Origin of the sequence: Pseudidiomarina sp. PP-1MA (assembly GCF_041200125.1) — a bacterium.
Lineage (GTDB): Bacteria > Pseudomonadota > Gammaproteobacteria > Enterobacterales > Alteromonadaceae > Pseudidiomarina > Pseudidiomarina fusca.
Window position 1 is genome coordinate 124,991 of sequence record NZ_CP165718.1, and the last position, 22,770, is coordinate 147,760.

Here is a 22,770-nt window from a genome sequence, read left to right on the forward strand (position 1 = left end):
ACCTGAGAGAGCAGGGTTACAGTAGTGAAAAGCATCAATCTAATCAAAGGAGTGAAGTCTTAATGGAAGTTAAGAAAGTCACTTTACAAAACATCGGTCGTTTCAGAGAGCTAGAGGTTCCTTTAGCGCCTCTTGGAAATCGAAACAGTAATGTCACGGTATTAGTGGGCAACAATGGCTCAGGGAAGACCTCTGTCCTTAAAGCTCTAGCTACCTCTCTAAGTTGGCTAGTTTCACGTATTCGAAGTGAGACTGGTCAAGGAAGCCCAATTCCAGAGCTTGTAATAAATAATGATTCAACATCTGCCGCTATTGATGTTTTGGTGTTTAACCATTTGGTTGGGCAAGAGCAGAATTCTGACTTAGAGGCTTATCATGAAAACTTCTTTGAGTGGCGTGTGGCGAAAAGTAAGAAAGGAAGAAAAGGTGAACACAAAAGTGAGCTTACATACGCATCAATGCTAGCCGATTACTACAGAAATCTTATATCTCAAGATGAAAAAGCTTCTTTACCTCTTTTTGCGTTTTATTCCGTAGAACGTGTCGTAATCGATATACCTTTAAAAATAAAAGGAAAACATTCCTTTTTGCAGCTCGATGGATATGATAATTCACTAAGGCAAGGTGTTGATTTCAGGAGGTTTTTCGAGTGGTTCAGGGAGCGAGAAGATACTGAAAACGAGAGCGGCCTCTCCGATAACATGCTAGAAGAGCTCCAGAAATTGCTCGGTAACGATATCGAGACATGGCAGAAACTTAGCAACCTCAAAGCTTCAAGTAAAGATAGACAGCTTAGCGCTGTGCGTTCAGCAATTTACAAGTTTATGCCAGAGTTTTCAAATTTGAAAGTCCGCCGAAAACCTAGGCTTCATATGTCTATAAATAAGGGAGGCGCTGAACTTGACGTGGCTCAACTGTCCCAGGGCGAAAAGTCACTAATGGCCTTGATAGGCGATATCGCTAGACGACTTGCCGTGATGAATCCAGGATTAGAAAATCCATTGAAGGGTGATGGTATTGTTCTAATTGATGAGGTGGATATGCACCTACATCCCAAATGGCAGCGTTCACTGATAAATCAATTAAGTTCAACTTTTCCCAATTGCCAATTTGTATTAACGACGCACTCTCCGTTGGTTATTAGTGATAGTCGAGATGTTCTTGTTTATGTTATTGGTGAAGGGGGAGTTGAAAGGCTGCCACCTCTATATGGGCAAGATGCAAACACGGTCCTTTTAGAAATTATGGATACCGATATACGAAACAAGAGTGTACAAGCCAAATTAAACGAATTGCTCGATGCTATCCATGATTCAAAATTAGAATCTGCTAACGTACTACTTAAAGAGTTAGAAGCGGAATTACCTGCAGGTAATGTAGAACTATCAAAAGCGAAATTGTTGCTGCGTAAAAGGAAACTCAAAGTTGAGAAGGATAACTAAACGAGACAATTTTGAACCTAATAGTTTAAAGGCGTGGAAGCGAGGCAATCGCGGAAAGCTATACTCGGATTTGAAAAATGGAGGAGCTGTAGTTCGTCAAGACATACGAAACGAGGCTTTGAGAGAACAGTTTTATCTGTGTGGTTATTGTTGTAAATCCATCAGTGGGAATAATGATTGTCACAATGAGCATGTTGAAGCTCAAGCAACAAACCCAAATAGAACCTTAGACTTTGATAATTTAATAGTAAGTTGCAACACGCCTCGACAATGTGGTTTAGCCCATAAATCAAAAGTATTACCTTTGACTCCTTTGATGCCTGAGTGCGAATCTGAACTTAAATTTAAATTAAGTGGTCAAGTTGTCGGCTTAACTGAAAGAGCTACAGATGCAATTCAAATTTTGAATCTCGGTGATCAATTAGCAAATAACCGCGCTTTAATTGAACAGAGAAAGCAGTTGGTACATGTTTTATTAATGGCAAATGGAGTGGACGCGGAGGATGGTTTAGAAGATGATGATCTTCTAGAAATGGTGGTAGATGATATTTCTACTCCTCAAAATGGCAAATTAGAGGCGTTTGCTCCTGTCGTTGTAAACATACTAAAGCAATGGCTAGGCTAATAGTGATAACACCGAACTCATCACAACACATCGGGCTTTAGCAATCATCGGTATTGCTTGTGGATAGACGATAATTATTTACAAGAAGCGCTAAGCATTCCGGAAGTGTGTCAAAGGATTGCCGCAGTTAAGAGTGTAACTATCCCATAAGTTAATACAGCTCACTCGTAGAATTTCTTTAAATTACAGCAAAGGAGTTTTACGATGAGCAAACGCAAGACAGAAAGCCAGAGCGAGAGCAAACTTAAAGTAGAGTGAATTATGGACGCGAACCAGAGAAAAGCTTTTAAGAAGCAACTGGAGGAACAAAAACAGCAGTTGCTGGAAAGTGAAGAAGCCAATAAAGACAACACGAAGCCGGTTAAACTAGATCAGCAGAGTATTGGTCGCTTATCACGCATGGACGCGATGCAACAGCAACAGATGTATCAGGAGCAGGCGCGACGCCGCAAAGTTCACCTCCAAAAAATTGAAGGCACGTTGCGCCGAATTGAGTCTGGCGAGTTCGGCGAATGTTTTATATGTGGTGACGACATCGGTATAAAACGTCTAGAGTTTGACCCGACTCAGACACGCTGTATTGACTGTATGGAGTCTGACGAGTAGTTCGTAATGAAATACTCTCCTGACATAACCCCTGATTCGTAGCCTTGTTCTAAACGAACTGGGTTACGCGTAAAACGACCGACTTTAAAGTTAACCGGTGGCGCAATCACATTGACTTTACAGTCAGCGGGCGGTTGTTTAATAAACTGAAGTGCTTCGTTATATTGAGCGTTCCTGGTTAGTAAGGCGCTCTGTAGCTTGGGATGGTCTTTAAATAATCGCTTCATTAGGCCAGTAACCCGAGCGCGCTTTTTCTCATAACCAAGCGATCTGGATAGTATGACGGTTATTTCTTTGGCGCCCATTTCATAGGCTTTTTTCACCGGAATTGAATCTGCTATCCCACCATCTGTCATCGGTTCGCCATTCACGGTGGGAAAGTCACGGTAAGCAAGCGGAATAGCACAAGACGCCGGAAATACGTCGTGCATATTTTCTTTCGTAAGACGAAGATAGTGCGCCCTGCCAGACAGAATACTAGTCGTCACCACATAAAGTGGCACATCGGCTTGCTCATAGCAGGAAAAGTCTAGCCAGACATCATCAAACGACTGTCTCCACAGCCACTGTGTAATCCCCCCGAAAAATCGGAGCAGTTATAAGTAGAAAATTCCGTTAAACTAAAACGAAGGAGTTTTCTATGCGCAAATCACGATACACAGACAGTCAGATCTTAGCGATTCTGAAACAAAACGAGAACGGTGTACCTGTTCCAGAGCTTTGCCGTGAACACGGCATGAGCTCTGCTCAATTTTATAAATGGCGCGCCAAATTTGGCGGCATGGACGCATCGATGATGAAGCGTCTTAAAGAGCTTGAGGACGAAAATAAGCGCCTCAAGAAAATGTATGCCGAAGAGCGACTCAAAGCTGAGATCCGCAAGGAAGCCCTTGAGGGAAAGCTGTAAAGCCATCTCAGCGCAAAGAGATGGCGCAAGCTGCCATTCAACGTCATGGTATTAGTGTTCGTTTTGCCTGTATTTGCATGGGCATTAGCATGAGCTGTTACCACTATCAAAGCAAACTCAGCGATGAAAACGCTGTGATTGCTGATTGGTTGCTACGCTTAACCACTACGCAGAAGCGATGGGGTTTTGGTTTGTGTTTCTTGCACTTGCGTAACGTGAAAGGGTTTCCATGGAACCACAAGCGCGTTTACCGCATTTATCGAGAGCTAGAGCTGAACTTACGAATTAAACCCAAACGTCGTCTGCGACGCGATAAACCGGACGCTTTAAGCGTGCCAACCGCAATGAATCAAGTCTGGTCGATGGACTTTATGTCCGACAGCTTAGCCGACGGCCGTTCACTGCGAACATTTAATGTTATTGACGATTACAACCGCGAAGGGTTAACCATTGAAGTCGATCTGTCGCTGCCAAGTGCTCGAGTCATTCGCGCCTTAGAGCAAGTGATTGAATGGCGAGGAAAACCTGCGGCTATTCGCTGCGACAATGGCCCTGAATACCTTTCGGGTGAGCTCATCAGTTGGGCTGAAAAGCATCAAATTACGATGCTCTATATCCAACCAGGTAAACCAACTCAGAATGCCTATGTTGAACGATTTAATCGAACAGTACGACATGAATGGCTCGATTTACACCTGTTTGACAGCGTCGAACATGCACAAGAACTTGCCACTCAGTGGCTTTGGCTTTATAACAACGAACGGCCTAACACGGCCATCGGAGGCATTCCGCCCAAACAATTAACGCAAGCGGTTCATTAATTCTACGAATAACTGCTGCTTAAAATGGGGGGATTACAGCACATCCGTCATTGTTTTCCATAATTCGATACGCAACCTGGAAAGTTGAGCTGTCAATTTGTGTGATTTCACAGGAAACGACGGGACGACTCGATTTAGAAATACTAACGTCTAGTATTGTGACTTCTTTAGGATTGAAGCGTATTCTAAACGGCTCGAGTATATCTGTATCGAGAATTGGTTTTTGTCCCGCGTTCCAAAAATAGTGTGTCGCAATGTAGATATCCTCATGAATGGGTTCGCCTGTATTCGAAATCACTTTTAACGGAAGATCTCTATCACCATCATTAAAATCCAAAACTGTTCTCGGATAATCATCAACGGCATAGATAGGATTCCTATACTGTTGACTCTTATCGTAGAAATGCCACGAAACAATAACGCCTACTAATATACTAATAAAACTAAGAATGTAGCCTGAGAATTCTTTCTTCATGAGTCTCTCGTTTCACGCTGGTTATCGATACTCTAGTTATTAGACTCTTTAAGTTCGTCAATTTTGACTAATATTTTATCAAAGCACGATTCACAGAAATCAAAGTTAAACCTTTCAGAATCACGTTTCGAACCGTACCCAAATCGAGCGACCAATTGAGCATACTCTTCAAAATCGTCGAAGTTGGTAGTAACTTTCTTATGAAAATCAGAGATCACGCTTTTATTGCAGATATCGCAGAGAATGTCCGTGACGACAGTTCTTTCTCGTAAACCTTGTTTTCGCATGATTATGTTTTTCCTATATCAATGATCGATATCGAGAGATTTAATCTAGGGTAATACAAAGTCGCTAATATTGTTAGTAAGTTGCAGAAAGTCCAACTGGTGAGTTTGGCGCCCAATCACTTCCGATAATAACCATTATGGGAAGTATGCGATTTGCTAGACATAGAAGTATGGGTTCAGTATTTGTCGTGACGAGACTAACTGGAATTATTGCTTGAATTTTCGGTAAGGTTCAGCAAGAATGAAAGCGTAAGGATGAAGAACGTTTCGATTAATAGCCCGTCAAACTATTAGTCTCTTGAATAGCGCTCAATCTGAGCGCCGTTCGGACTTCCAGTCGATTTGTCTATTGGCCCTCTGCTTACAGAGTTGTTTCTGCTTCTCGTTTTGATTGAAATTCTAAACTTCGTGTATGTCTGAGCAATACTGATTTTGTTATTCCGAGTTTTTCAGCAAGGAACTTTGCTGATTTTCGGTGGTAGTAACATCGAAGATACCGATCCATTTGTTTAGTCCACTTAATTCTATTTGCCATCACATTTTGCTCATTTGAAAGCCGCCAGAGGCGGCTTGTGTATCCCTAAAAGAGATATTTAAGACGCCGGCTTTTGGGACTGTAGTTTCTGTAGCGCGACATAACTTGCCAAGGACGGTGTGGTCACATAGAACTCGTCACTCGATTTGTCAGGGTTATGCAAAAGCACATTGACGTCATCGTTGAAGATTTTTAATGCTGCGATTAACGACGATCGTAGCGTTTTAATTTCCTCGAAATTTTCAAGGTCGATATCCGCTTTAATGACCAAACTAAGTTGGCCGCTTTCAGGCTCTGACTCAAACTGAATCAATTTATCCATGCCGTTTTTTGTCAAAGAAATGAAAACGAAATCTTCATTTTTCTTCTGCTTAGCATCGAGCTTCTCGAGTGCTTTTATACACATTTCTTTGTTTAAAGTGAGTGAGTTGACCTCACTAAAATTCGGTAAAGTGCAAACGGTTGGGCGATGAATGTGCTCCTGTGTTTTAAGAAAAACAACAGAATCCTTGGTGCGCAAAATAATTCGTTCATGCTCTTGCGTGAACAATATTTGCGCGTCCGCTGTTGTTCTCAAAAGGTTAATCATTTTCTTCAAAGCGTGAAGCGTACTAGAATCGAGAACCGAGCTCATGGGTAACTCTTTATCAATAGCTTGTGTCTTAATGCTAAAATTACTTGATTCAAAAACTAGAGCACCTGATCTGTTTTGTATCGCGACATAGTCCGCGATCGATGCACCTTGGGCTTTGTTAAAGTCATCGATTAGGGCGATGGTGTTATCTGACGCTTTGCTCAACTGAAATGCATCCTCACTTTCACTTAGCCGCGGTAAGTCATAATCAGAAAGCGTGTCTAATATCTTGATATTCTGTCGAAGTGTCGATGAATCATCATTCGCAACAAATTTATTTTCATCTGGAAACAAGTCCGCTTGGTCATGGTCGATAGGAGCCCTACCGGCCTGAATTGTCATTGATGCCGCGACAGTATTAATTTCTAGTTTTATATGGTGTGCGAATAATGTTTTTTCTATCAGCGTCGAGAAAAAGACAGCATCCAGTTCTATCCATAATGAATCCGTGAACTCATCATCAAAAGTGGCATCTAGCTTGTGCCACGCCCATAGATATTCGTTTAGCGACGAGGCAAGCGTAAGTGTGCTTGAGCTTGCATCACAGATGAGAACAATTGCATTGCGTTGCAGTGTATCGCGATGTTTTTGAAGCAATATCGTCTCTTTAAATAACTTCGCCACACGTTTGAGCGGGGTGCGGTCAACAATAGTATTCATAATGAATTTACTTCCTTTTGGTTCGATTCGAATGTGATGTATGAATCAAGGAGATTCAAAATTTCAGGTAAGTAACGCCAGAGCGGCCAGCGCAAATTGAGTGGCTTGGTTGCAATAGCGATGCAGGTATCAACATCGTGCTCTGAGAGTGATGGTATAAAATCATTTTTATCAATAAGTACCCTCCATCTCTCTGCTTTCGCATCATGTCCCGGTAAGTGAAGTGCGATGGTCAAATTTGGAAGAGAAAGAAGTTTAAGTGCGCGGAAATGTCTCTCGGCGATGCGTAAGTTAGTAATTGAATTTTTTTCAATTGTCTGGCGAAGTGTCTGAATTGCTCGCTGGTTCTTGGCGTTCCAAGTTGTATTCGAAACGCTATCCAGCAGCCGAATCCAGGCTCGATTATTTGACGTAAATGCCTTGTCACTTAGAAAGTTAATATCGAGTTCTCCAGCGTGCACTTCGAAGTGAGTGAGTAGAAGTTCTTCGATGCTGCCCCCTGGTGATTGCTTGTAAAGCTTCATTGCATTCAGATAGTCACTAAATGAAAACGGCTGCGATACGATGGCATCGTTCTTTTTGTTGCTCGCTGAACACTGAAGCACAGACTTTAATCCGCGAGTGTAAGACCTAAACAACAGCTGCTCGCAACGAGAGATATCAGGTAGATAAGACTCGTACTGTTTTTTGAATTCAAATCGATAATTGCCATTTGATGCGAGTGCGGCAGCAAGCTCCGATGATAGCGCCTGCGCACGTTGCGCATCGTGCATAAAGAACAAGACGTCGAGTAAGTGTAGATAGCTTCGCGCTGTGACTGCGGGGCTGACGTGACCGAGGATTTGGGCAGCGACATCTAACGTTGGGAAAAATAGGTTTGCTGACTTCCCAATTTTTTTAAGTGATTGCGAAATGCTGCTTATTCGCGCATCAGAAAACGTGTCGTTATTTAAAAAATAAAAACGCTCTCGATAGTCTGAAAGCTCTAATACACAACACATTGCAAATAGCAGAACTAAGTTGTTTGCTGCTGAATGCCGGAGCGAGTGATTAACGAGCTCATCGTTATTGCATGTTTCACGCAAAATGGCTAAAAACTCGTCATCGAGAGCAGTAAGAGTCGCTTCGTCAAACACAGTTGAATAGCCGAGCCGGCGGCGCTCATCAATATGCGTTTGTAGCTCGAGCTCAACTTCAGCCGACAGCAGACATGTCGGAATGTGCCGAATGGCTCGCATAGTTTTACGTTGCATGAGTCGTGACACATTAATCGTCTCGAGGTTGAAGCACACGTCATCAATTTCAAGCAAAGTTGCTTCTTTACGTCGTAAACCAGTCGCGTAGCTGAGATTAACAAATAGAATAAACTGACGACGTTCTGCAATGTTCGACTTAGCAAGAAAAGCTTCGCATGCCTCATTCAAATCTTGCGTGTTTATATAATGAGCGCGCGTCTCAACGCTACCTGCACCCGAATATTCCAGCTCTTGCGCATCGAAAAACTTGAGTTTGGTGGCTTGTGATAAATACTGCAAAAAGCCAAGCACGGTGCCTTGCTTGGTCGTTTCTCCAATTGCGCTTAGCGCATTAACAACCGATTCAGTCAGCTCTTCGAGTTGCTCGTTTGACTCCTGCGCGTTATGCAAAAGCAGCTCATCGCACCATGCTGATTTTGCAAAAACAGTTAACGTTGATAAGTACGTCTCAATCGTACTCATTCGTAGCTTATCTTTGAAATGACTGCCGTGCAGAGCTAAGTCGACACTATATGTCGCAACGGCAACAGCAGTTAAACTGATGTCACTATCAGCATCATATGCGCTTGATAACGCCGCTATCAGATTTACTTTTAGTAGTTTAAATGCGGCGGTACTTCTGCGCTGGCGTTTATCTGCATTTGCAAATGCTTGTACTGACTTTCGAATACTATCGAGTAGCTCAGAGTCAGGAGATGCGGTGCGTGCGTCAAATGCAAATTTTCGCAAAGTATTGCATTCAAAAAGCTCTGTGAGTTTCTCTAGCTTTACAAACTCTTTTGTTGTGCGCTTCTTGTGTCTTGCCTGTGTTGGCGTCGCATTATCAACAGGATTTGAAGTCATAGTTAAGCCAGTGACAGCTTTTATAAAGCTCACATCACTTAGTTGCGAAAAAACATCTTCAAACGTCGTGGCGGCGATGCTTTGACTAAAAAAAGACACAGCTTGGATTGCGCTTGATAGCGTAACCGCTTTTTCAATAGCGGACTGTTCAGCCAAGTAGGATAGGCAGAGTGATTTGAGTTGAGCTGCGATGACAGCTGTTCTCAGCTCGCGAGGTGGACGGGACTTTAAGAGCTTAAAAGCTTGTATCGCAACTGCGTCGAGTAAAAATCGCTTCGAAGCTGTAGTTAGTGATGCGAAAAGCGCATCTTTAAAAGCCACCAAATCATTGAAGTCAGCGCTAAGGACAGCGGTTAATTGCGCAACAGACTTTATATTGGCGTGACGGCAAAGGAGCAGCGCCAAAACAATGGTCTGTGCTTGAGATTTCTCACGAATGAGCTCTTGCTCAATCATCGTATTAAGAACATCGATGAGAGCAAAGGACGGACTGTCATCGTTAATCACTGTCTTTACTTGCTTAACGGCTAAGCGCGCGGTTGGCGTTGTGAGCGCGTCGTTATACTTTCGACAATATTCGTATAACGCAAAGAAACAAATGCGAACCGCATTGAGTTCGATATCTCTTTTTGCATGCGCGTAAACTTTTTGAGCGCGTTGTGAGAAATAGTGTTTTGGCACATTTTTAGGCTGAGATAAGGCCTTCGTACACTCATCTTGAATGATTCTGTATGCGAAACCAGCACAATCACGTATGCCTTTCGTTTCAGCGCTAAGTTTTTCAACAAAGAAATCGAAGTCTAACTTCATAACTTAAATTCCTTCCTGAGGAGCTCCAGAAGTTGCAACGCTTTTGCGTCGTTTTCATGATGATGCGCATCGTAAAGCTCTACTTGCTTACGTTGGCTCGTGATGAAGTCAGTAATTGAGAGCAGGCTGTGATTGCTAAGCGCATATGCATTACTGCGCGCATGATTAAGAAATAAGTTCAAACCAGGCTGTAAAAACTGACCTCGCGCTATTGAGTTTCGCAAAAACGATTGAGCTGCAGCGTGACGGAGCGAATGATTTGTGACTTTCGCAGTAAGTAGCTGAGTGAGTTTGCCGTTGACGAATGCGCTTGAAAAGGACTCCCAGTTTTTGTTATCGCTGATTCGTGACACAATTCGCCGTGGTGTTGGAATGGCAAGCACTGATGCGAGAGCTTCAGCAACTGCAATGTGTGCATCAATCAGTTCACAAAGTTTTGATGTTAATACAATCAGTCGTCGCTCTTTTTCATGGTGAACGGCTTTATCTTTGACGCTCATGACTCCCAGTTTGCTTGAGTAATACTCTTGTCCAGGGAAAGGCTCTGTAACAGGGCGAAGGCCAACGGTGCTGGCGACGCGCAAATAAATATAAAAAGCTAGCTCGTTGAACGCATGAAAAGCCTCTGTTTTTAAATGTTGTGAGGCTGAATTGACGCTGTGCATAAGAATTTCATCGAGCAGCGAGCTTCGTAGTGTCATTTCAGAGCCTGCGTGAGCGAGATGTTCTGAGTGCGATACCGCGTCCACACGCGTTATTCTCGTAAAACCGATTGTGGCGATGAAGCTGCCCCATGCTTGATTAATTTGCTTGGCAATTTCTCGATGGGATTGAAGTAGGTAGTGCTGTTGCACGGATCCTTGCTGCTGTAACAAATTAAGTGTCGCCTCAGGTATAGCCTCCCGGGCGTATTGTAAAAACACTTTTTCAAATGAACTTCGCGTTATAGCGAACTTAGCAAACCCTGCGCTTTTTATTTGAGCGTTTATCCAAGCGTTAGAGTCATTTTCCTCAATACCAAAGGCATAGGAGATTTCACACTCATGACGGCGAGTTGCATCGATATTAGAAAGTGAGTTCTGTAGCAAGGAAATCAACGGCTCTGGAAGACGAATCGTTATAAGCTCACTCGTGTAGTAGTGGAAACGTCGAGATTCTTCTTTAGGGCCTTCGATGTCGATAAGTCGTGCATTAAGCGTGAGCCGCGCGTCCTCAAGTTCGTTCTTGACGCGTTTTTTTAGTAGATAATCAATAGAGCCAGCCTGAATCATTGATGCTGAAAATTTGGGGGAGCCGCGATTTATGAGCATTAACTCAAGCGGCCTGGGCACGCCTAAGATCTTGAGAAAAAATATAAAGAGATAGGCTGACGTCTTTGCATCGATTTGAGAAAACTTCTCGAGGAGGAGGTTTTCATCGATATGATTCAAGAGCGCTGCTAGCTCGGCTGGTGTCGCAGCGGCTAAGGTCCAAGGCGGCGCAACCTCTGCATTGTACAGTGCGCGTTGAACACCTGTGATTTTCTTCTGAAATATTGAATACTCCTGGCTTGTCAGCTTCGTAAGTTGGGGTGTGATATGAAGCACGCTCGCCAGGTGCTCCCCGTTTTTGTTTAACGCATCGATTAAATCTGCGCGGATATCACCGTCGAGCTGTAAGCGTTGGCGAAGATACTTCGCTGCAGCATTAAAGCCGTCCGAGTGCGCATTTTTTGAGGTTGGTTCACGAGAAGGTTGGTAGTATCTCGCAAGCTTTTCGAGTTCAGTATTATTTCGATTTAATGCGACTTTTCGTAGTTCGACTTGTACTTCATAAATGCTTGCGCGAGTCACGAAGTTCGCGCCGAAAGGGAGCTGTGCGTCGTTGTTTCTTATAAACGTTTTATAAAATTGCAGGTATGCGTCGTAATCATCGGTGCCTCGCGAGCAATAGAGTCGAGCCAGCATTGCGCACTGGAATTTAAATTGATGAAAATTGGCGTGGCTTTCTTTAAACGCAGGTATGAGCATCATCGTCACTGAAAACGGGTGTGACTCCAGCTCGCCATGGAAGCTCGCGCGGCGAAAATTCGTTATTTCAGCTTCTTTATAACTGCACAGATACTCATAAATCCTAGAAAGTTCTGAGCGCTCCTCTGCGCTAATTTCATTTATCTCAAGCACAGCTTCGCATACGAGACGAAGCCGCGCGGCAACTTCAGTAATTGCGAGACTTGGCTGAATATGAAAGTACTTTTCGATAAGCTCACGCATTATGCATTCACTCGCTTTAACTTGGGCGCGGGAACGTCTTTGAGTAACTCCTCAGTATTTATGCTGCTAATTTGTGTCTCAGTGTTGAGCACAGCGCTTTTCGTGAAAGCCTTTTTCTTCTTTTTGAGAGCGCTTGTGGTGCATGCAATGACTTTGGCGTAGTCGCATTGACGCAAAAAGGGAGAATTCGCGTCGGCGGTGTGTGAAAAAGCATAGCCAGATTTGCTATCTAAAGAGCATAGCGATTCGAGCTCTAATCTGTTGAGAATTCTTTGACGCAGGGTAAGCAGTGTCGATGTGTTTTTTAGGCGCGTTACAGTAACGTCAATAGTAAGCTCAGGAGCCATTTCTGAGATAGCAAAGAATACGACCGCATTTTCGTAGAAGTAGAGCTTTTCGCGAATTGAAACTACGCGAACGGGAGTCATTAACTCAAGAAATTGTTCAAGTCGGTTTGTTTCAAATAACAACCGCAGTAGTCGGCGCACCTGGACGTTATGCTTTGCATGAACATCAAGCTCGACACTGTCGATGTCACGCAGTCGTAATTTTTTAATCTTTTCGGCCATAAAAGCGCTCCCGTACTTTTTTCTTTTACTGACGAAAATGCTACGGGCTAAATTTTAAATAGTGAAGAGCACAGACAAGCGTTTTAGAGGCTGTCTGTACTCACACATATAAGAAAATGCTTAATTTTCGGTCAAAAAACAATCGATTTTGATTTTTTGAGGTTTTTGCAACTAATGAAAGTTAATTGTGTTGAGTGAGGAGAGATATTTTTTTGTTGGGGGAGGTAAGGTCCGCTTGGTGCCAATAGCGGACGTTAACGCTTCACATCACCTGCAACCAAAAGCAGAGCGAGGAACGAGCGGCGCTTTTGGTTGTCCGAATGTATGTGATTGTTATGTGACATTCATGATTCCTCTGCATTGAGGAAACATTGTACAACTCCAGAATTTCTTACCGATATTTTGACCTTTCTTGGTTTCTCGCAGAACCATTTCACTACCGCATTTTGGGCAACTCGGGATATTTCTATTTTCTTTTTCGGACACGATATTCTTTACGTGTCTAACATGCTCGCGATTTGTTCTAAATGATGGAGTAAGCCTTCCCTGTTCTATTTGTTTCACGATTTCTATTACTTGTGATTCGCTTAGAACTGGCGTTTTCTTTGATTTGATATACCTCGCATAGCCTCCGCCATAGGTCACATTTTCAGGCATTTCTGTTTTAAATGTGCTGTCACCTACAAAAACAATCACCGAATGTACTTGCTGCTCATTTAGGCCCAACAATGACTCAAGGGTTTTTACATGCTTATAGTTCTGACGCAATGGATTCTGAAATTTGTTTGAATGTTTATAAATCTTCTGAGTCCATGTTTTCTGGTTGGGACCCCCAAATATCCAGCCTTTCATATTTTTTGTTTCAACAACGAAAACGCCAAATTCAGAAACGATGATGTGATCTATCTGTGTGCTTCCATCTTCTGTTGGCAGGGTTACGTTCTTGATCAGTTGGTATTTTTCTTTATCCAGTAAAAGCTTTGCTGATAAATTGACGATAAACTCGCCAACAACGCCTTTGAACCAAGGTGATTTAAGAACTCCAGCGAGAATCGCAATTGGTATAAGATACCAAAGCGCACTGACTATTTGATTGACGATTGGTGAAAAATCCATTCTACGATCTCGCTTTATTCACATAACGCAGCGCTCTGCGGAAATTTAGGAGCGCCAGCGAGTAAATTTTCCGTAACAACGCCTTGTTATATTTCATTTCCCTTTCGCTCTCGAGATCACGCCCATCATGGAGTGAGAAAATTTTCCAATTTCTGCTTTTTCATCGAGCTTATCGGAAATATATTTACCTGTTGCAGCAACCCCACCTAGGGGAAGCAATGCACCTAAGAAAGGGGCAAGAACTGGATACATTGTTACAGCCAGTGTGCCACCAGCAATCAAAGCCGTGTATTTATGTTTGGCTTGATATTTATCATTAAGTGATGAAATCTGCTTCTCATGTTTCGATATGGCTCTTTCAATGTGAGAGCATACTTCGGCTGCAACATACCCTAAATCATCGAGATTGGTATTCGGCAAGCTGTTAACTAAATCTCTTAGTTCTCTCCTAAATTCAACATTCTCGTCGGTCTTCCTCAATGCCACGAGCTGCGCGTCTTTGATATTGGCCAAATAATCAAGTCTTTTAGACATAAGAGACTGTAAAATTGCTGAGGTAGATGGATCAAATGAAGCAACTTCTCCAGCAGATGTATTTTTCATACTTGCGATAAGCTGGTAATAATGCGCCTGTGCGTTTACACACAGAAATGGATGGCTTCTTAGCTCATCGGCATTTTCCAGCAAATGGTAGTTTGGCATAATGCGCTCAAAAATCGCGTTGGTTATAACGCTAACATCACCCTGCGAAAATATCTCATTACACCAATCTGCTGACCTCCATTGCCGCATTTCAGCCTTGTAATTTTCCAGCTCTTCTTTTAGAGGTTCTCCAGGCTCAGATCCGGGTGAAACAAAGAGCCGTGATGCTTCAATTTTTCCAAAGTATTGGTCTGGGTATTTAGAGCCAAACTCCATAATATCTTGAGGATGTTCTATACCTGAGTCCACATAATATGAAAACACATCGGTGATAAGCTGAATGCTGTTTTCTTGCGTTTGCTGATCGTATTCTTCAAGGGATTTCTCAAAGCTTGGAAAAATAAAAAACGGTGGGAGATCAAATCCCTCTCCTTTGAGATCACACAAATGCAATATGAAAAATGCCATCTGAAGCGGTATAACATGACTGAACTTTTCTTCGTCTCGCTTTTTCTCTAGCCATGGCATTACAGGGTCTGGAATTAAAACCGTATCGGAATATAGAAGTGATTTTCGTGTAGCATTTAACTGTGTTTCTAGGAAACGACTGCTTCCACCCAAATTCAATTTACATGCATCTAGTTTCTGAGCTGCACTAAAGGCTTTTCCACCTTCCTCCGAATAAAGTTTTTTAAGTTCTGTTTCGAGAGTTGAAAATGCCACCATAGCACTTTCAGCCATGCCAGAGTTTTCTCTTAAAGTAACAGCCATTCGTTGAATAGATTCCGAAAAGCTATCCAGTGGCGAAAAGTCACGAGGTAGGCAGCCTGTCACTCTGAGGAAAAACTCGGTCAATATCTCAAAGTATCTATCTTGATAAATAATTAAGTCGTGTAATTCCTGCTGACTCACTCAAGTGCTCCGATTGAAATATAACGCCGCCAGGATGCGCGGCTACGGAATGTAGGCGAAGCCGCTATGTAGTAAACGTCACCGTGCCTGGCTTTGTTAGGCTTAAGTTTCAGGTTTATCCTGACCGTCTGCTGTCGATTGTTAGATGCCAGTGCCACTTAATGAACGCTTGCTTTAGAAAGCAAATTTAAAACCAATACACCGCAAACTATTAAACCAATACCCACGAAACCCCATGCATCAATCTTTTGCCCGTAAAGCCCCCATGCAACAGCAGTGACTAATACTACGCCAAGGCCAGACCAAACTGCATAGGCCACCCCTACAGGAATAGACTTCAAGACCAATGAAAGGAAATAAAATGCAATTCCATAGCCAACAATTACGATGAAAGATGGTACGAGCCTCGTAAAACCTTCACTGGACTTTAATGCAGATGTTGCAACTACCTCTCCAAGAATTGCAACAGTAAGAAATAACCAACTTTTCATGATCCGCCTCCAATATGATTTGAAGGGATTATGTGTTCTTTTCTCTTAAAATTGCAGTCTTGAAGAAAAAAATTATTCGTGCGCAACTTTCCGGTTAATTACATCTAACGCCTTGCTAATGGGCAGCCGAAGCAACGCGTAGGCTGTCCCGTGGAGGCCGCGCTCTTGGCGGCCGGAACGTAATTGAGCAACTTGTTAGGCATTTTTTGCACCTAAAACTGACCACTGCTGCCATGAGCCCAGAGCAAACAAGCTGCCAATAACCAAACATATACCAGAACTTACCAGCCAAAATGTCAGACTATTTTCTGGGAACAATGGCATTAACCCAACGAAAGAAACGCCGCGGAGTAAAAATATGCTGGTAATGAGGATTAAGGCTAATTTTGTCAGCGGTAAACGTTTTATTGCACCTGCACCCGACAGGCCATAAAGCGCCCAAACCGAAAGTACCAACACTATGACAGAGGTAACGATAGTCGGATACCAGAGTCCTTGTTCCGCCATCCGAGCCATCTGCTCACCTGCACCAAAAAAGCGATACCAATCGCCGCCGAAAATAATACAGCCAAGATGAGCAAGTGCGGCAAAAAAACAACATATTGCCGCAGCCAAAAGATACTTATTACTCGAAGAATGCATCACTCCTCCTTGAATGCCTAACGCCGCCAACACAGGCCGAGCGTAGCGAGGTCCAGCCCGCGCTTTTGCGGGCGATGTGCTTGGCCTTGTTAACGGCTAGTAGCTCGGATCTTGCTCTTGCTTGCATTGCCATTTATTAACCAGAATTTCAATTTCCACAAACAAACCTTTTGTATTATGGACCGCTCGCATATTGTCGATGTACGGCTTCATTTCTATAAAATGACGCTCGATTTTGTGCGAATACTTTCTTTTTGCCGCCCCCTCATCTGCAACTCCCATATTCACAGCGGTGCAATAGGACTCAAGTTCGTTGAGGTAATTTTTTAAAAGTATTCTAGTGTCTGACTGCTCTGGGCTAAGAAGCTCGTCTAGTTCTGCCTGTGTAAGTGGAGAATTGCGATCTATTAGTTTGATACAGCTTTTATTTAGCTGTTGCTCAATTTCATTGAATTCATGTGTATTAGGAAATAAATTAAATGCGGTACTCAATTTATTCCAGTTTCTTGTATCGTCTAGTGAAATTTTCATTTGCTTAAGCTGGCCGAACGCAACCCATGCCGCAATTGCTGTCCCTATTGCACCAATCCCGGTCAAAGCCTGAAAAAAGTCATTCATACATATTTGTTCCATATATCGAAGTACTGACCTATTGCCCGTTAACGCCGCGTTCACCGGCTTGTCCGGTGCAACGCCTTGTTATCTTTATTGGGGCTGATTTTCTTTAGGTCTTTATAAAATTCAGCGACTTCTGATAGGCCAGAAGAATCAAGACTTGAAACTAATTTTTTATCGGTTACGATCTCTACCATTCGGTTATAACGCTCTCTCATCCAAGAATACTTCACTCTTAAATCAGCTTTTCCATGATGGCTAGAGCCCATTAAACCCTTTCGGATAATATCACCCAAAATCTCAATATATTCTGGAAAATCGTATTCGGGATCATCTAATTCGGTACGAGCTTTAAAAAAATAATCTATGTAATACATCCCATCCGAATCTTGCTCTAAAAGAGATTCTACATACTTTCTTTCATCATCGGATGAGTGCTGGGATGGCTTGTTTCTTGCTGCAACATCAATAACGTCCCGATCTAGAATTATTCGAGGGTACATAGCAGCTTTAGATTCCAACGTATACGCTTCAACTAACGCAGGACCGAAAAGGTAATCATCAGTATGGATGAACTTTCCTATAGCTACTGCGCCTCTGCACAGAATCTTTCGATAGACTAAGCGCATTATCAAATGTTTGATATCAAGCAATGTGGAAAAAACCTGACTTTCTTCCCCAACTTCAAATGAAATGACAATGGAGTCAGAGAATATTGACACCTTTCTAGATGTCGGCTTTGAAAGTGAATTGTATATCTCGTCGACTTCCCAGACATCCTTTATCGTTTCATAGGCCTTTATTAATGCATCAATATTTTCTTCGTTGTCACTGCCATTCTTGCTTGTGGTGTCATTTAAAAGAGACTTAAACCCAAGGATGTCGATGAACGCAACAACTCTATTTTCATACTTCATAGTTCAACTCTAAAAGATAACGCTTGCAGCAGGGGCGCGACGGTAGGAGCGTCCCTTGCCTGCACTTGTTACGTGTTTAGTCATGGAAGTGCTCCAAACCTGCAGCCTTTATGTAAGGCGCAAGGGCTTCCACGGCCCCATTATTCTTATGCCAAATTATGTATGTGTAGTCCCATTCTTCGCTTATAACACATTCCAAATCTGGAATTACTAAAGTTGTAAATTCTGAAGACTCTTTATTCATGCTTTCTTCACAGGTTGAAAGAACAGATTCTATATCACTAACTCTTTCAAGCGACTGCTTCTCACAGTTTACTACCTCGAGGACGAAAACTTCGGCTAGGCGTCTTAACAGTTCGTTGAATCGAGCCCACTCGTTTTCCGTAACTTCATCCAGCTTGTGATAATTTTCTTTGCCAAGCCAGCCTTTCCAAAGAGATATGAACTCTTTGGAATATTCTGGCCTAACTTCCCAATCTTCAAAGTATTCTCTAAACATGATTTCTCGGTGACACGTAACGCTTTGCTAATTGGCTGCCGCAGCGCAGCGTAGGCAGTCCAGTGGAGGCCACGCTTTTTTTGGCCGGAACGAAATTAAGCAATTTGTTATACGCGTTTTGCATTTGAATTAAAAGCAGTTGCGCAAACCAGCAAGCCAGCGCCATGTAAGATGCCGATTATGTTGCTTTGAGTAATTAATGACATCGATGAACCTGAAAAATACTGAGTAGCTGGTATAGCTAAGATGCCACTTAAGCACACAATGACCAAGCCCAAGCAGAAACGAACTTTGCCAGGATGATTAAAACGCCACACTAAAATGCCAGCAATAAAAGCAAAGATAATCGTTGAAAGATTTACTTGAATCGCTGTACTCAGAATGTCCATATTGCTCTCTACTTACTCCGGCTCAAAGCGTATAACATTTGAATATTGTGTGTGCGCATTTAGAAACTCGCCCAATTGCTAGTCTTCGGCTCTAAACTTACTGATCAAGCGGGCATTCCTGACTTGAAAGGTTCCGAGCTAGCAAAGGCAATTTGAGCATGCTTAGTTACACTCTGCCGAGCACACAATATCTAACCTTTACTTTTTTGTTATGTTATTGACAGTAAACGACTTAAATACACAACACAACAACAAAACGCGCAATATTGCCCAAGTGAATGGGCCATGTACCGCTAGCGACACACACTTACTAATAACGGGGCGGCGAGTCACTCGTTGGAGTTGGCTGAAAGCGAGAAGGTCCGCTCTTCGCTCAAAGCTGTCGAAATGCTTCGTATATGAAGAGATGTAATATAATCAATTCTTCATCTAGAATAACTTTCAGCGGATTTTTTGAGGAGGCTAAATATGTCGACAGTCCAGATGATATCGCTGGCGGTTTTGGTAATTGGGATTGGAAGCTTTTATGCACTCGGACTGTGGGGTATCAAGCGAATGAAGCAGTCGGACAAAGAAACATAGCTCGGCATAACGTGCCGAATGACGGACTTGTCACTTTAAAACCCCTTATCCACAAACGCGCTTTCGAAGCTCGCGAATGCTGTCGCGAGCTGATTCATTAAAATCATACTTGAGCATGACGCGTAAATATCGAGTGACGTACTGACAATGAAACTCTTTATTTGAAGGTAACCAATCGCGAGGGCCTTTTGCGCCTTTACTCCGATTAAGACTAGCTGTAACTGCAAAGAGATTGACGGGGTCGTTCGCGAAATTTTTTCGTTCTGCATCTGTCCATGTATACGCGCCATGTTCCCAAGCCCAAGCCAATGGTACAAGATGATCAATATCCATCTTCGATGAGTCAAAAAGTACATTCCCTGAATATGGGTCGTTCCAGCGTCCGCGAAGCACCCGACAACCATTTTCTGACATTGTCACTGGTCCAGTCGATAAGTCTTGTAAAAGCTCATGACGGGTGTTTAAGCAATCACCATCGTCATCTGTCCAGTGCGCAAAAGCGCTCCTTGAGTAACTTTGTGATGTTGTAGAATTTGCAGGTTTAGTAACTCCATTCTTGTTGTGGTTGTGACTTCCTTTGGGGAGTTTTCCACCAGCGGCTAAGCAAGCTTCGATTGTTTCGAAAGCCGTGAAATTTTTCGTTCGCGAGTAATATGGACTTGAGCTGTCGTGACAAATCTTGCTCTTACTCATTTTGACTTGCTTTGCGAGCAACTCACCTGAAAACATCAGTAGGCAACATGACATGAAAATGATGATGGCTGATTTGAGTACGCGTCCGGTGTACTTCGATTGCATAGCGTTATAGTGCATGTCGTCTTCTCGCGTGCGATATCTGATATCTGCAGTGTAAGTTATTTCGTAAATCGAGTGTAACGTCTAGTAGCCTACTTAAACATCGCATAACCTATTTTGAAACTTGATTTAGGATGTTTAGATATGACGCCACAGGACATTAGTAAAGCAATTAACAAGAAGGGTTTTGACCAAGGTGCGATAGCGCACGCACTCAATTGTTCACCAAGCCTTATTTCTAAAATCATTAACAGAAAAGCTATTTCAATGCGAGTCGCCAAAGCAGTAGCTCTTGCGATTGACTTGCCTTTGCTTGAAGTATTTCCTGAGTATGAGCGACTAGTACGTCCAACTTTAACCAAAGAGCAGCAGCAAGAAGCGCTGAAAAGAAAGCTTTCTGAATTACTTTAGTTGCCACATATAAAAGCCCCGTCGAGGCTTTAGTGCTTTTCTAATCCTTGTTGCGCTTATAGTAAATCATTACTAGCCCGGCGATTACAAACACGACCGGCGTCGCTGTCATGATGATTGCTTGTGTCGTCGTCATATGTTTTGTCCTATCCAGAGTAGCTTATGGCGGGATGCACTTTCGAGGGTGATAATTAAATCAGGCCTCTCCGTTGCCTTGCCGCTTTTGCTATCAGTGATGAATAATCCTACCTGATTCAGTATACGTGGTTACACATCTTAAATGAAAAATGAGGGGCAATTGCATGTGCCCCTCGCTAACAATCACGGCATCAGTTCCAGAGATATCCCCACCCTTGCCAGGTCCCAAGCCGTGAGTAGACAAGATAAATATTACTCGGAATATTCATCTGCTTGAGAAAGTCGCGGTTGGCCTTTGCAAAAGCAAACCACTCTTTTTGACAGGTAATATTATGCTCGACCGCTAACGCTCGCACCTCTTCAATGCTCGCATAATGTTTATCTCGCTCTTTAACCGCTGCTTGAATGCGCGACAACCTGATACGCTCCCCAAGCTGCTTAAAGTGATTAAGAATGTCATCAAAATCATCTCGCATTTTTAGAATCGTCATAAAAAAATGGAAGTTGTTCTTCAGTGATGCAAGTCCCACAACACCTTGCTTTTCTAAAAAGTAAATGAGCTCCGGCAGTGGCAGTGTCATTAACTTTTTAGCTTCAGAGTTATCCCGATAACCAAGAGCCGTGGCGGGGAATTCGGTACTTGTTGAAATCCCTGTTAGCTGCAGCGAAGCTTGAAGCTGCTCACTAAAAGCCACAATGTCAAAGCCCTCTGATGTCCAATACTTATCAGAGTCAACAAAAATACATTTGCCACCTAGAAGCTTATATTCATATCGTTTAGAGTTAAGCCGGTCGACATACTTGGAACGCCGGATACCTTGACCTCGCTCTTCGTTTTGCAGTACTTCAATGTGAACATCATGGTCAATGAGTGAAAAGTCTATTGTTCTAGGCTTTTTGGCGTTTGAATTGGCCACTGGCATTTGGGTTAAGAATGAGATGTTATTCAACCGCAGAAAATTGGCGGTAACAAGTTCACCCATAGAGCGATGTCGGAGTCCTTCGACATCTAGATAATAGTTGCGCATAGCGGCTGGATTTCGTTTCTGAAACTCCCATTCGAGCTGGCGCCCCTTGATATGTGCATGGACACTGCAATTTTTGTACTTTAACTCCGCTAATGAATCAACGCCGTCGCAGGTGTTGAGTAATTCTTCATCTGAGAATAGCCAAAAATCGCGATTCGCTGTTGCGAACCCTGCTGCTAGTGCAACTAATGCACGATGTGGGGCCGGAATGTTATAGCGAAGATACGCCAGAGTTTCTTTGTTAGTACGAGTTGCAACCATGTCTTTTATATGTGAAATGTGCTTCTCGTAAAGACTGAGTGTATCTTCGCGAATGTCTTGCAGCGCAGATTTAATCTGCTGCGTTGGGGTATAAAGAAGCGGGTTTCGCGCAAGGGCGAGTGTACCTCTGAGTAGAGGAATGTCCGCTGGCTCTAACCGAGAATTGATAAGCTTAATTAATCGATTGATTGACAGAATTCCGTGTTGTAACAAAGATTCTTTTTGAATATCACCGTTTTGGATTTCTGAATAAATTGTTTGTAACACGTCGAGTTGACGTTCTTTAGTATCACTAATCATAAAATCACCTTTAGAAGAAAAATAAAACCACGAGGAATAAACCGCAAAAGGTCGAGCGCCTAAGGCGGTCTTCGCAGTGACTTTGCTTTCTCCCGAGCCTGCTGCTTCTTTGCTACATCTGCGGTGCTAGTAGGGTGATATAGAGAAATCATGATTTGCATAAGCTCTGTGAGTTCGTGCAAAGTAGGAATAATCCCCGAATCGTTAGCTGCGACAGAAACTGTCGCAGGACTTGTCGATTTATTTGAAAGTGTCATGACAGAATCACGACAGATAAGACGTTTATGTCCTGACTTTTTCGAGTGAAGCT

The 22,770-nt window shown here is 42.9% G+C and carries 21 protein-coding genes and 1 pseudogene; 6 read left to right on the plus strand and 16 right to left on the minus strand.

Annotated features, from left to right (window positions below):
- Window positions 1–62 precede the first annotated feature (62 nt).
- The 4 genes and pseudogenes from AB8S08_RS00570 to AB8S08_RS00585 all read left to right on the plus strand — a co-directional run bounded on the left by AB8S08_RS00570 (window position 63) and on the right by AB8S08_RS00585 (window position 2,673).
- Window positions 63–1,442, plus strand: a complete 1,380-nt coding sequence (locus tag AB8S08_RS00570; RefSeq protein ID WP_369743043.1) for an AAA family ATPase — start codon at window positions 63–65, stop codon at window positions 1,440–1,442.
- A complete protein-coding gene (locus AB8S08_RS00575; protein WP_369743044.1) occupies window positions 1,426–2,067 on the plus strand; it encodes a hypothetical protein in 642 nt (213 codons plus the stop codon). The genes AB8S08_RS00570 and AB8S08_RS00575 overlap by 17 nt, the downstream gene beginning before the upstream one ends.
- Before the next feature lie 54 nt (window positions 2,068–2,121).
- Window positions 2,122–2,217: pseudogene (locus AB8S08_RS00580) on the plus strand (hypothetical protein); the annotation flags it as partial.
- Window positions 2,218–2,328: 111 nt separating this feature from the next.
- Entirely contained in the window at window positions 2,329–2,673 is a 345-nt protein-coding gene (locus tag AB8S08_RS00585; RefSeq protein ID WP_369743045.1) for a TraR/DksA family transcriptional regulator, read from the plus strand.
- Here the strand turns inward: AB8S08_RS00585 and AB8S08_RS00590 are convergent.
- Window positions 2,634–3,104 carry a DUF6363 domain-containing protein gene (locus AB8S08_RS00590; protein ID WP_369743046.1) on the minus strand — a complete coding sequence of 157 codons (471 nt, stop codon included), beginning with the start codon at window positions 3,102–3,104 and terminating at the stop codon, window positions 2,634–2,636. The two genes, AB8S08_RS00585 and AB8S08_RS00590, sit on opposite strands and share 40 nt — an antisense overlap.
- 209 nt (window positions 3,105–3,313) lie before the next feature.
- On the opposite strand from AB8S08_RS00590, the gene AB8S08_RS00595 reads away from it, so the two are divergent.
- Window positions 3,314–4,401, plus strand: a protein-coding gene (locus tag AB8S08_RS00595) for an IS3 family transposase (protein ID WP_369742905.1) whose coding sequence is annotated in 2 segments (ribosomal slippage) — window positions 3,314–3,575 and window positions 3,575–4,401 — 1,089 coding nt in all. Because the reading frame shifts where the segments join, the coding sequence is not laid out codon by codon here.
- 19 nt (window positions 4,402–4,420) lie between these two features.
- Here AB8S08_RS00595 and AB8S08_RS00600 read toward each other — a convergent pair.
- From AB8S08_RS00600 to AB8S08_RS00665, 14 genes are all read right to left on the minus strand, one after another.
- On the minus strand, window positions 4,421–4,876 hold the full coding sequence (locus tag AB8S08_RS00600) for a hypothetical protein (protein WP_369743047.1): 456 nt from the start codon (window positions 4,874–4,876) through the stop codon (window positions 4,421–4,423).
- An 880-nt stretch (window positions 4,877–5,756) separates the two neighbouring features.
- Entirely contained in the window at window positions 5,757–6,992 is a 1,236-nt protein-coding gene (locus AB8S08_RS00605) for a hypothetical protein (protein WP_369743048.1), read from the minus strand.
- A complete protein-coding gene (locus AB8S08_RS00610; RefSeq protein ID WP_369743049.1) occupies window positions 6,989–9,901 on the minus strand; it encodes a tyrosine-type recombinase/integrase in 2,913 nt (970 codons plus the stop codon). Before AB8S08_RS00610 ends, AB8S08_RS00605 begins: the two co-directional genes overlap by 4 nt.
- Window positions 9,898–12,153, minus strand: a complete 2,256-nt coding sequence (locus tag AB8S08_RS00615; RefSeq protein WP_369743050.1) for a hypothetical protein — start codon at window positions 12,151–12,153, stop codon at window positions 9,898–9,900. Before AB8S08_RS00615 ends, AB8S08_RS00610 begins: the two co-directional genes overlap by 4 nt.
- Window positions 12,153–12,722 carry a hypothetical protein gene (locus AB8S08_RS00620; protein ID WP_369743051.1) on the minus strand — a complete coding sequence of 190 codons (570 nt, stop codon included), beginning with the start codon at window positions 12,720–12,722 and terminating at the stop codon, window positions 12,153–12,155. Before AB8S08_RS00620 ends, AB8S08_RS00615 begins: the two co-directional genes overlap by 1 nt.
- Window positions 12,723–13,055: 333 nt before the next feature.
- Entirely contained in the window at window positions 13,056–13,838 is a 783-nt protein-coding gene (locus tag AB8S08_RS00625) for an NERD domain-containing protein (RefSeq protein WP_369743052.1), read from the minus strand.
- Between the two features lie 93 nt (window positions 13,839–13,931).
- Window positions 13,932–15,392, minus strand: coding sequence for a hypothetical protein (locus tag AB8S08_RS00630; RefSeq protein WP_369743053.1), 1,461 nt, complete (start codon window positions 15,390–15,392; stop codon window positions 13,932–13,934).
- 158 nt (window positions 15,393–15,550) lie between these two features.
- A complete protein-coding gene (gene qacK / locus AB8S08_RS00635; RefSeq protein ID WP_369743054.1) occupies window positions 15,551–15,883 on the minus strand; it encodes a quaternary ammonium compound efflux SMR transporter QacK in 333 nt (110 codons plus the stop codon).
- 195 nt (window positions 15,884–16,078) lie between these two features.
- Complete coding sequence (locus AB8S08_RS00640) at window positions 16,079–16,525, minus strand: hypothetical protein (protein WP_369743055.1); 447 nt, start codon at window positions 16,523–16,525, stop codon at window positions 16,079–16,081.
- Window positions 16,526–16,621: 96 nt separating this feature from the next.
- Window positions 16,622–17,143, minus strand: a complete 522-nt coding sequence (locus AB8S08_RS00645) for a DUF4760 domain-containing protein (RefSeq protein WP_369743056.1) — start codon at window positions 17,141–17,143, stop codon at window positions 16,622–16,624.
- Window positions 17,144–17,196: 53 nt separating this feature from the next.
- Entirely contained in the window at window positions 17,197–18,057 is an 861-nt protein-coding gene (locus tag AB8S08_RS00650; RefSeq protein ID WP_369743057.1) for a hypothetical protein, read from the minus strand.
- 76 nt (window positions 18,058–18,133) lie between these two features.
- The gene (locus AB8S08_RS00655; RefSeq protein WP_110077096.1) at window positions 18,134–18,556 is read right to left on the minus strand and encodes a hypothetical protein; all 423 of its coding nucleotides are present in this window, start codon (window positions 18,554–18,556) and stop codon (window positions 18,134–18,136) included.
- Between the two features lie 107 nt (window positions 18,557–18,663).
- Entirely contained in the window at window positions 18,664–18,945 is a 282-nt protein-coding gene (locus AB8S08_RS00660; RefSeq protein WP_369743058.1) for a hypothetical protein, read from the minus strand.
- A 627-nt stretch (window positions 18,946–19,572) separates the two neighbouring features.
- Window positions 19,573–20,340 carry an HNH endonuclease family protein gene (locus AB8S08_RS00665; RefSeq protein ID WP_369743059.1) on the minus strand — a complete coding sequence of 256 codons (768 nt, stop codon included), beginning with the start codon at window positions 20,338–20,340 and terminating at the stop codon, window positions 19,573–19,575.
- Between the two features lie 126 nt (window positions 20,341–20,466).
- On the opposite strand from AB8S08_RS00665, the gene AB8S08_RS00670 reads away from it, so the two are divergent.
- Entirely contained in the window at window positions 20,467–20,733 is a 267-nt protein-coding gene (locus AB8S08_RS00670; protein WP_369743060.1) for a helix-turn-helix domain-containing protein, read from the plus strand.
- Window positions 20,734–21,062: 329 nt separating this feature from the next.
- Here the strand turns inward: AB8S08_RS00670 and AB8S08_RS00675 are convergent, their stop codons facing one another.
- Entirely contained in the window at window positions 21,063–22,460 is a 1,398-nt protein-coding gene (locus AB8S08_RS00675) for a hypothetical protein (protein ID WP_369743061.1), read from the minus strand.
- Window positions 22,461–22,770: the final 310 nt, after the last annotated feature.

Coding starts and splice junctions, on each gene's coding strand:
- AB8S08_RS00570 (WP_369743043.1), top strand. CDS start 63: ATGGAAGTTAAGAAAGTCACTTTACAAAACATCGGTCGTTTCAGAGAG.
- AB8S08_RS00585 (WP_369743045.1), top strand. CDS start 2,329: ATGGACGCGAACCAGAGAAAAGCTTTTAAGAAGCAACTGGAGGAACAA.
- AB8S08_RS00590 (WP_369743046.1), bottom strand. CDS start 3,104: ATGCACGACGTATTTCCGGCGTCTTGTGCTATTCCGCTTGCTTACCGT.
- AB8S08_RS00600 (WP_369743047.1), bottom strand. CDS start 4,876: ATGAAGAAAGAATTCTCAGGCTACATTCTTAGTTTTATTAGTATATTA.
- AB8S08_RS00605 (WP_369743048.1), bottom strand. CDS start 6,992: ATGAATACTATTGTTGACCGCACCCCGCTCAAACGTGTGGCGAAGTTA.
- AB8S08_RS00610 (WP_369743049.1), bottom strand. CDS start 9,901: ATGAAGTTAGACTTCGATTTCTTTGTTGAAAAACTTAGCGCTGAAACG.
- AB8S08_RS00615 (WP_369743050.1), bottom strand. CDS start 12,153: ATGCGTGAGCTTATCGAAAAGTACTTTCATATTCAGCCAAGTCTCGCA.
- AB8S08_RS00620 (WP_369743051.1), bottom strand. CDS start 12,722: ATGGCCGAAAAGATTAAAAAATTACGACTGCGTGACATCGACAGTGTC.
- AB8S08_RS00625 (WP_369743052.1), bottom strand. CDS start 13,838: ATGGATTTTTCACCAATCGTCAATCAAATAGTCAGTGCGCTTTGGTAT.
- qacK (WP_369743054.1), bottom strand. CDS start 15,883: ATGAAAAGTTGGTTATTTCTTACTGTTGCAATTCTTGGAGAGGTAGTT.
- AB8S08_RS00640 (WP_369743055.1), bottom strand. CDS start 16,525: ATGCATTCTTCGAGTAATAAGTATCTTTTGGCTGCGGCAATATGTTGT.
- AB8S08_RS00645 (WP_369743056.1), bottom strand. CDS start 17,143: ATGAATGACTTTTTTCAGGCTTTGACCGGGATTGGTGCAATAGGGACA.
- AB8S08_RS00650 (WP_369743057.1), bottom strand. CDS start 18,057: ATGAAGTATGAAAATAGAGTTGTTGCGTTCATCGACATCCTTGGGTTT.
- AB8S08_RS00655 (WP_110077096.1), bottom strand. CDS start 18,556: ATGTTTAGAGAATACTTTGAAGATTGGGAAGTTAGGCCAGAATATTCC.
- AB8S08_RS00660 (WP_369743058.1), bottom strand. CDS start 18,945: ATGGACATTCTGAGTACAGCGATTCAAGTAAATCTTTCAACGATTATC.
- AB8S08_RS00665 (WP_369743059.1), bottom strand. CDS start 20,340: ATGCACTATAACGCTATGCAATCGAAGTACACCGGACGCGTACTCAAA.
- AB8S08_RS00670 (WP_369743060.1), top strand. CDS start 20,467: ATGACGCCACAGGACATTAGTAAAGCAATTAACAAGAAGGGTTTTGAC.
- AB8S08_RS00675 (WP_369743061.1), bottom strand. CDS start 22,460: ATGATTAGTGATACTAAAGAACGTCAACTCGACGTGTTACAAACAATT.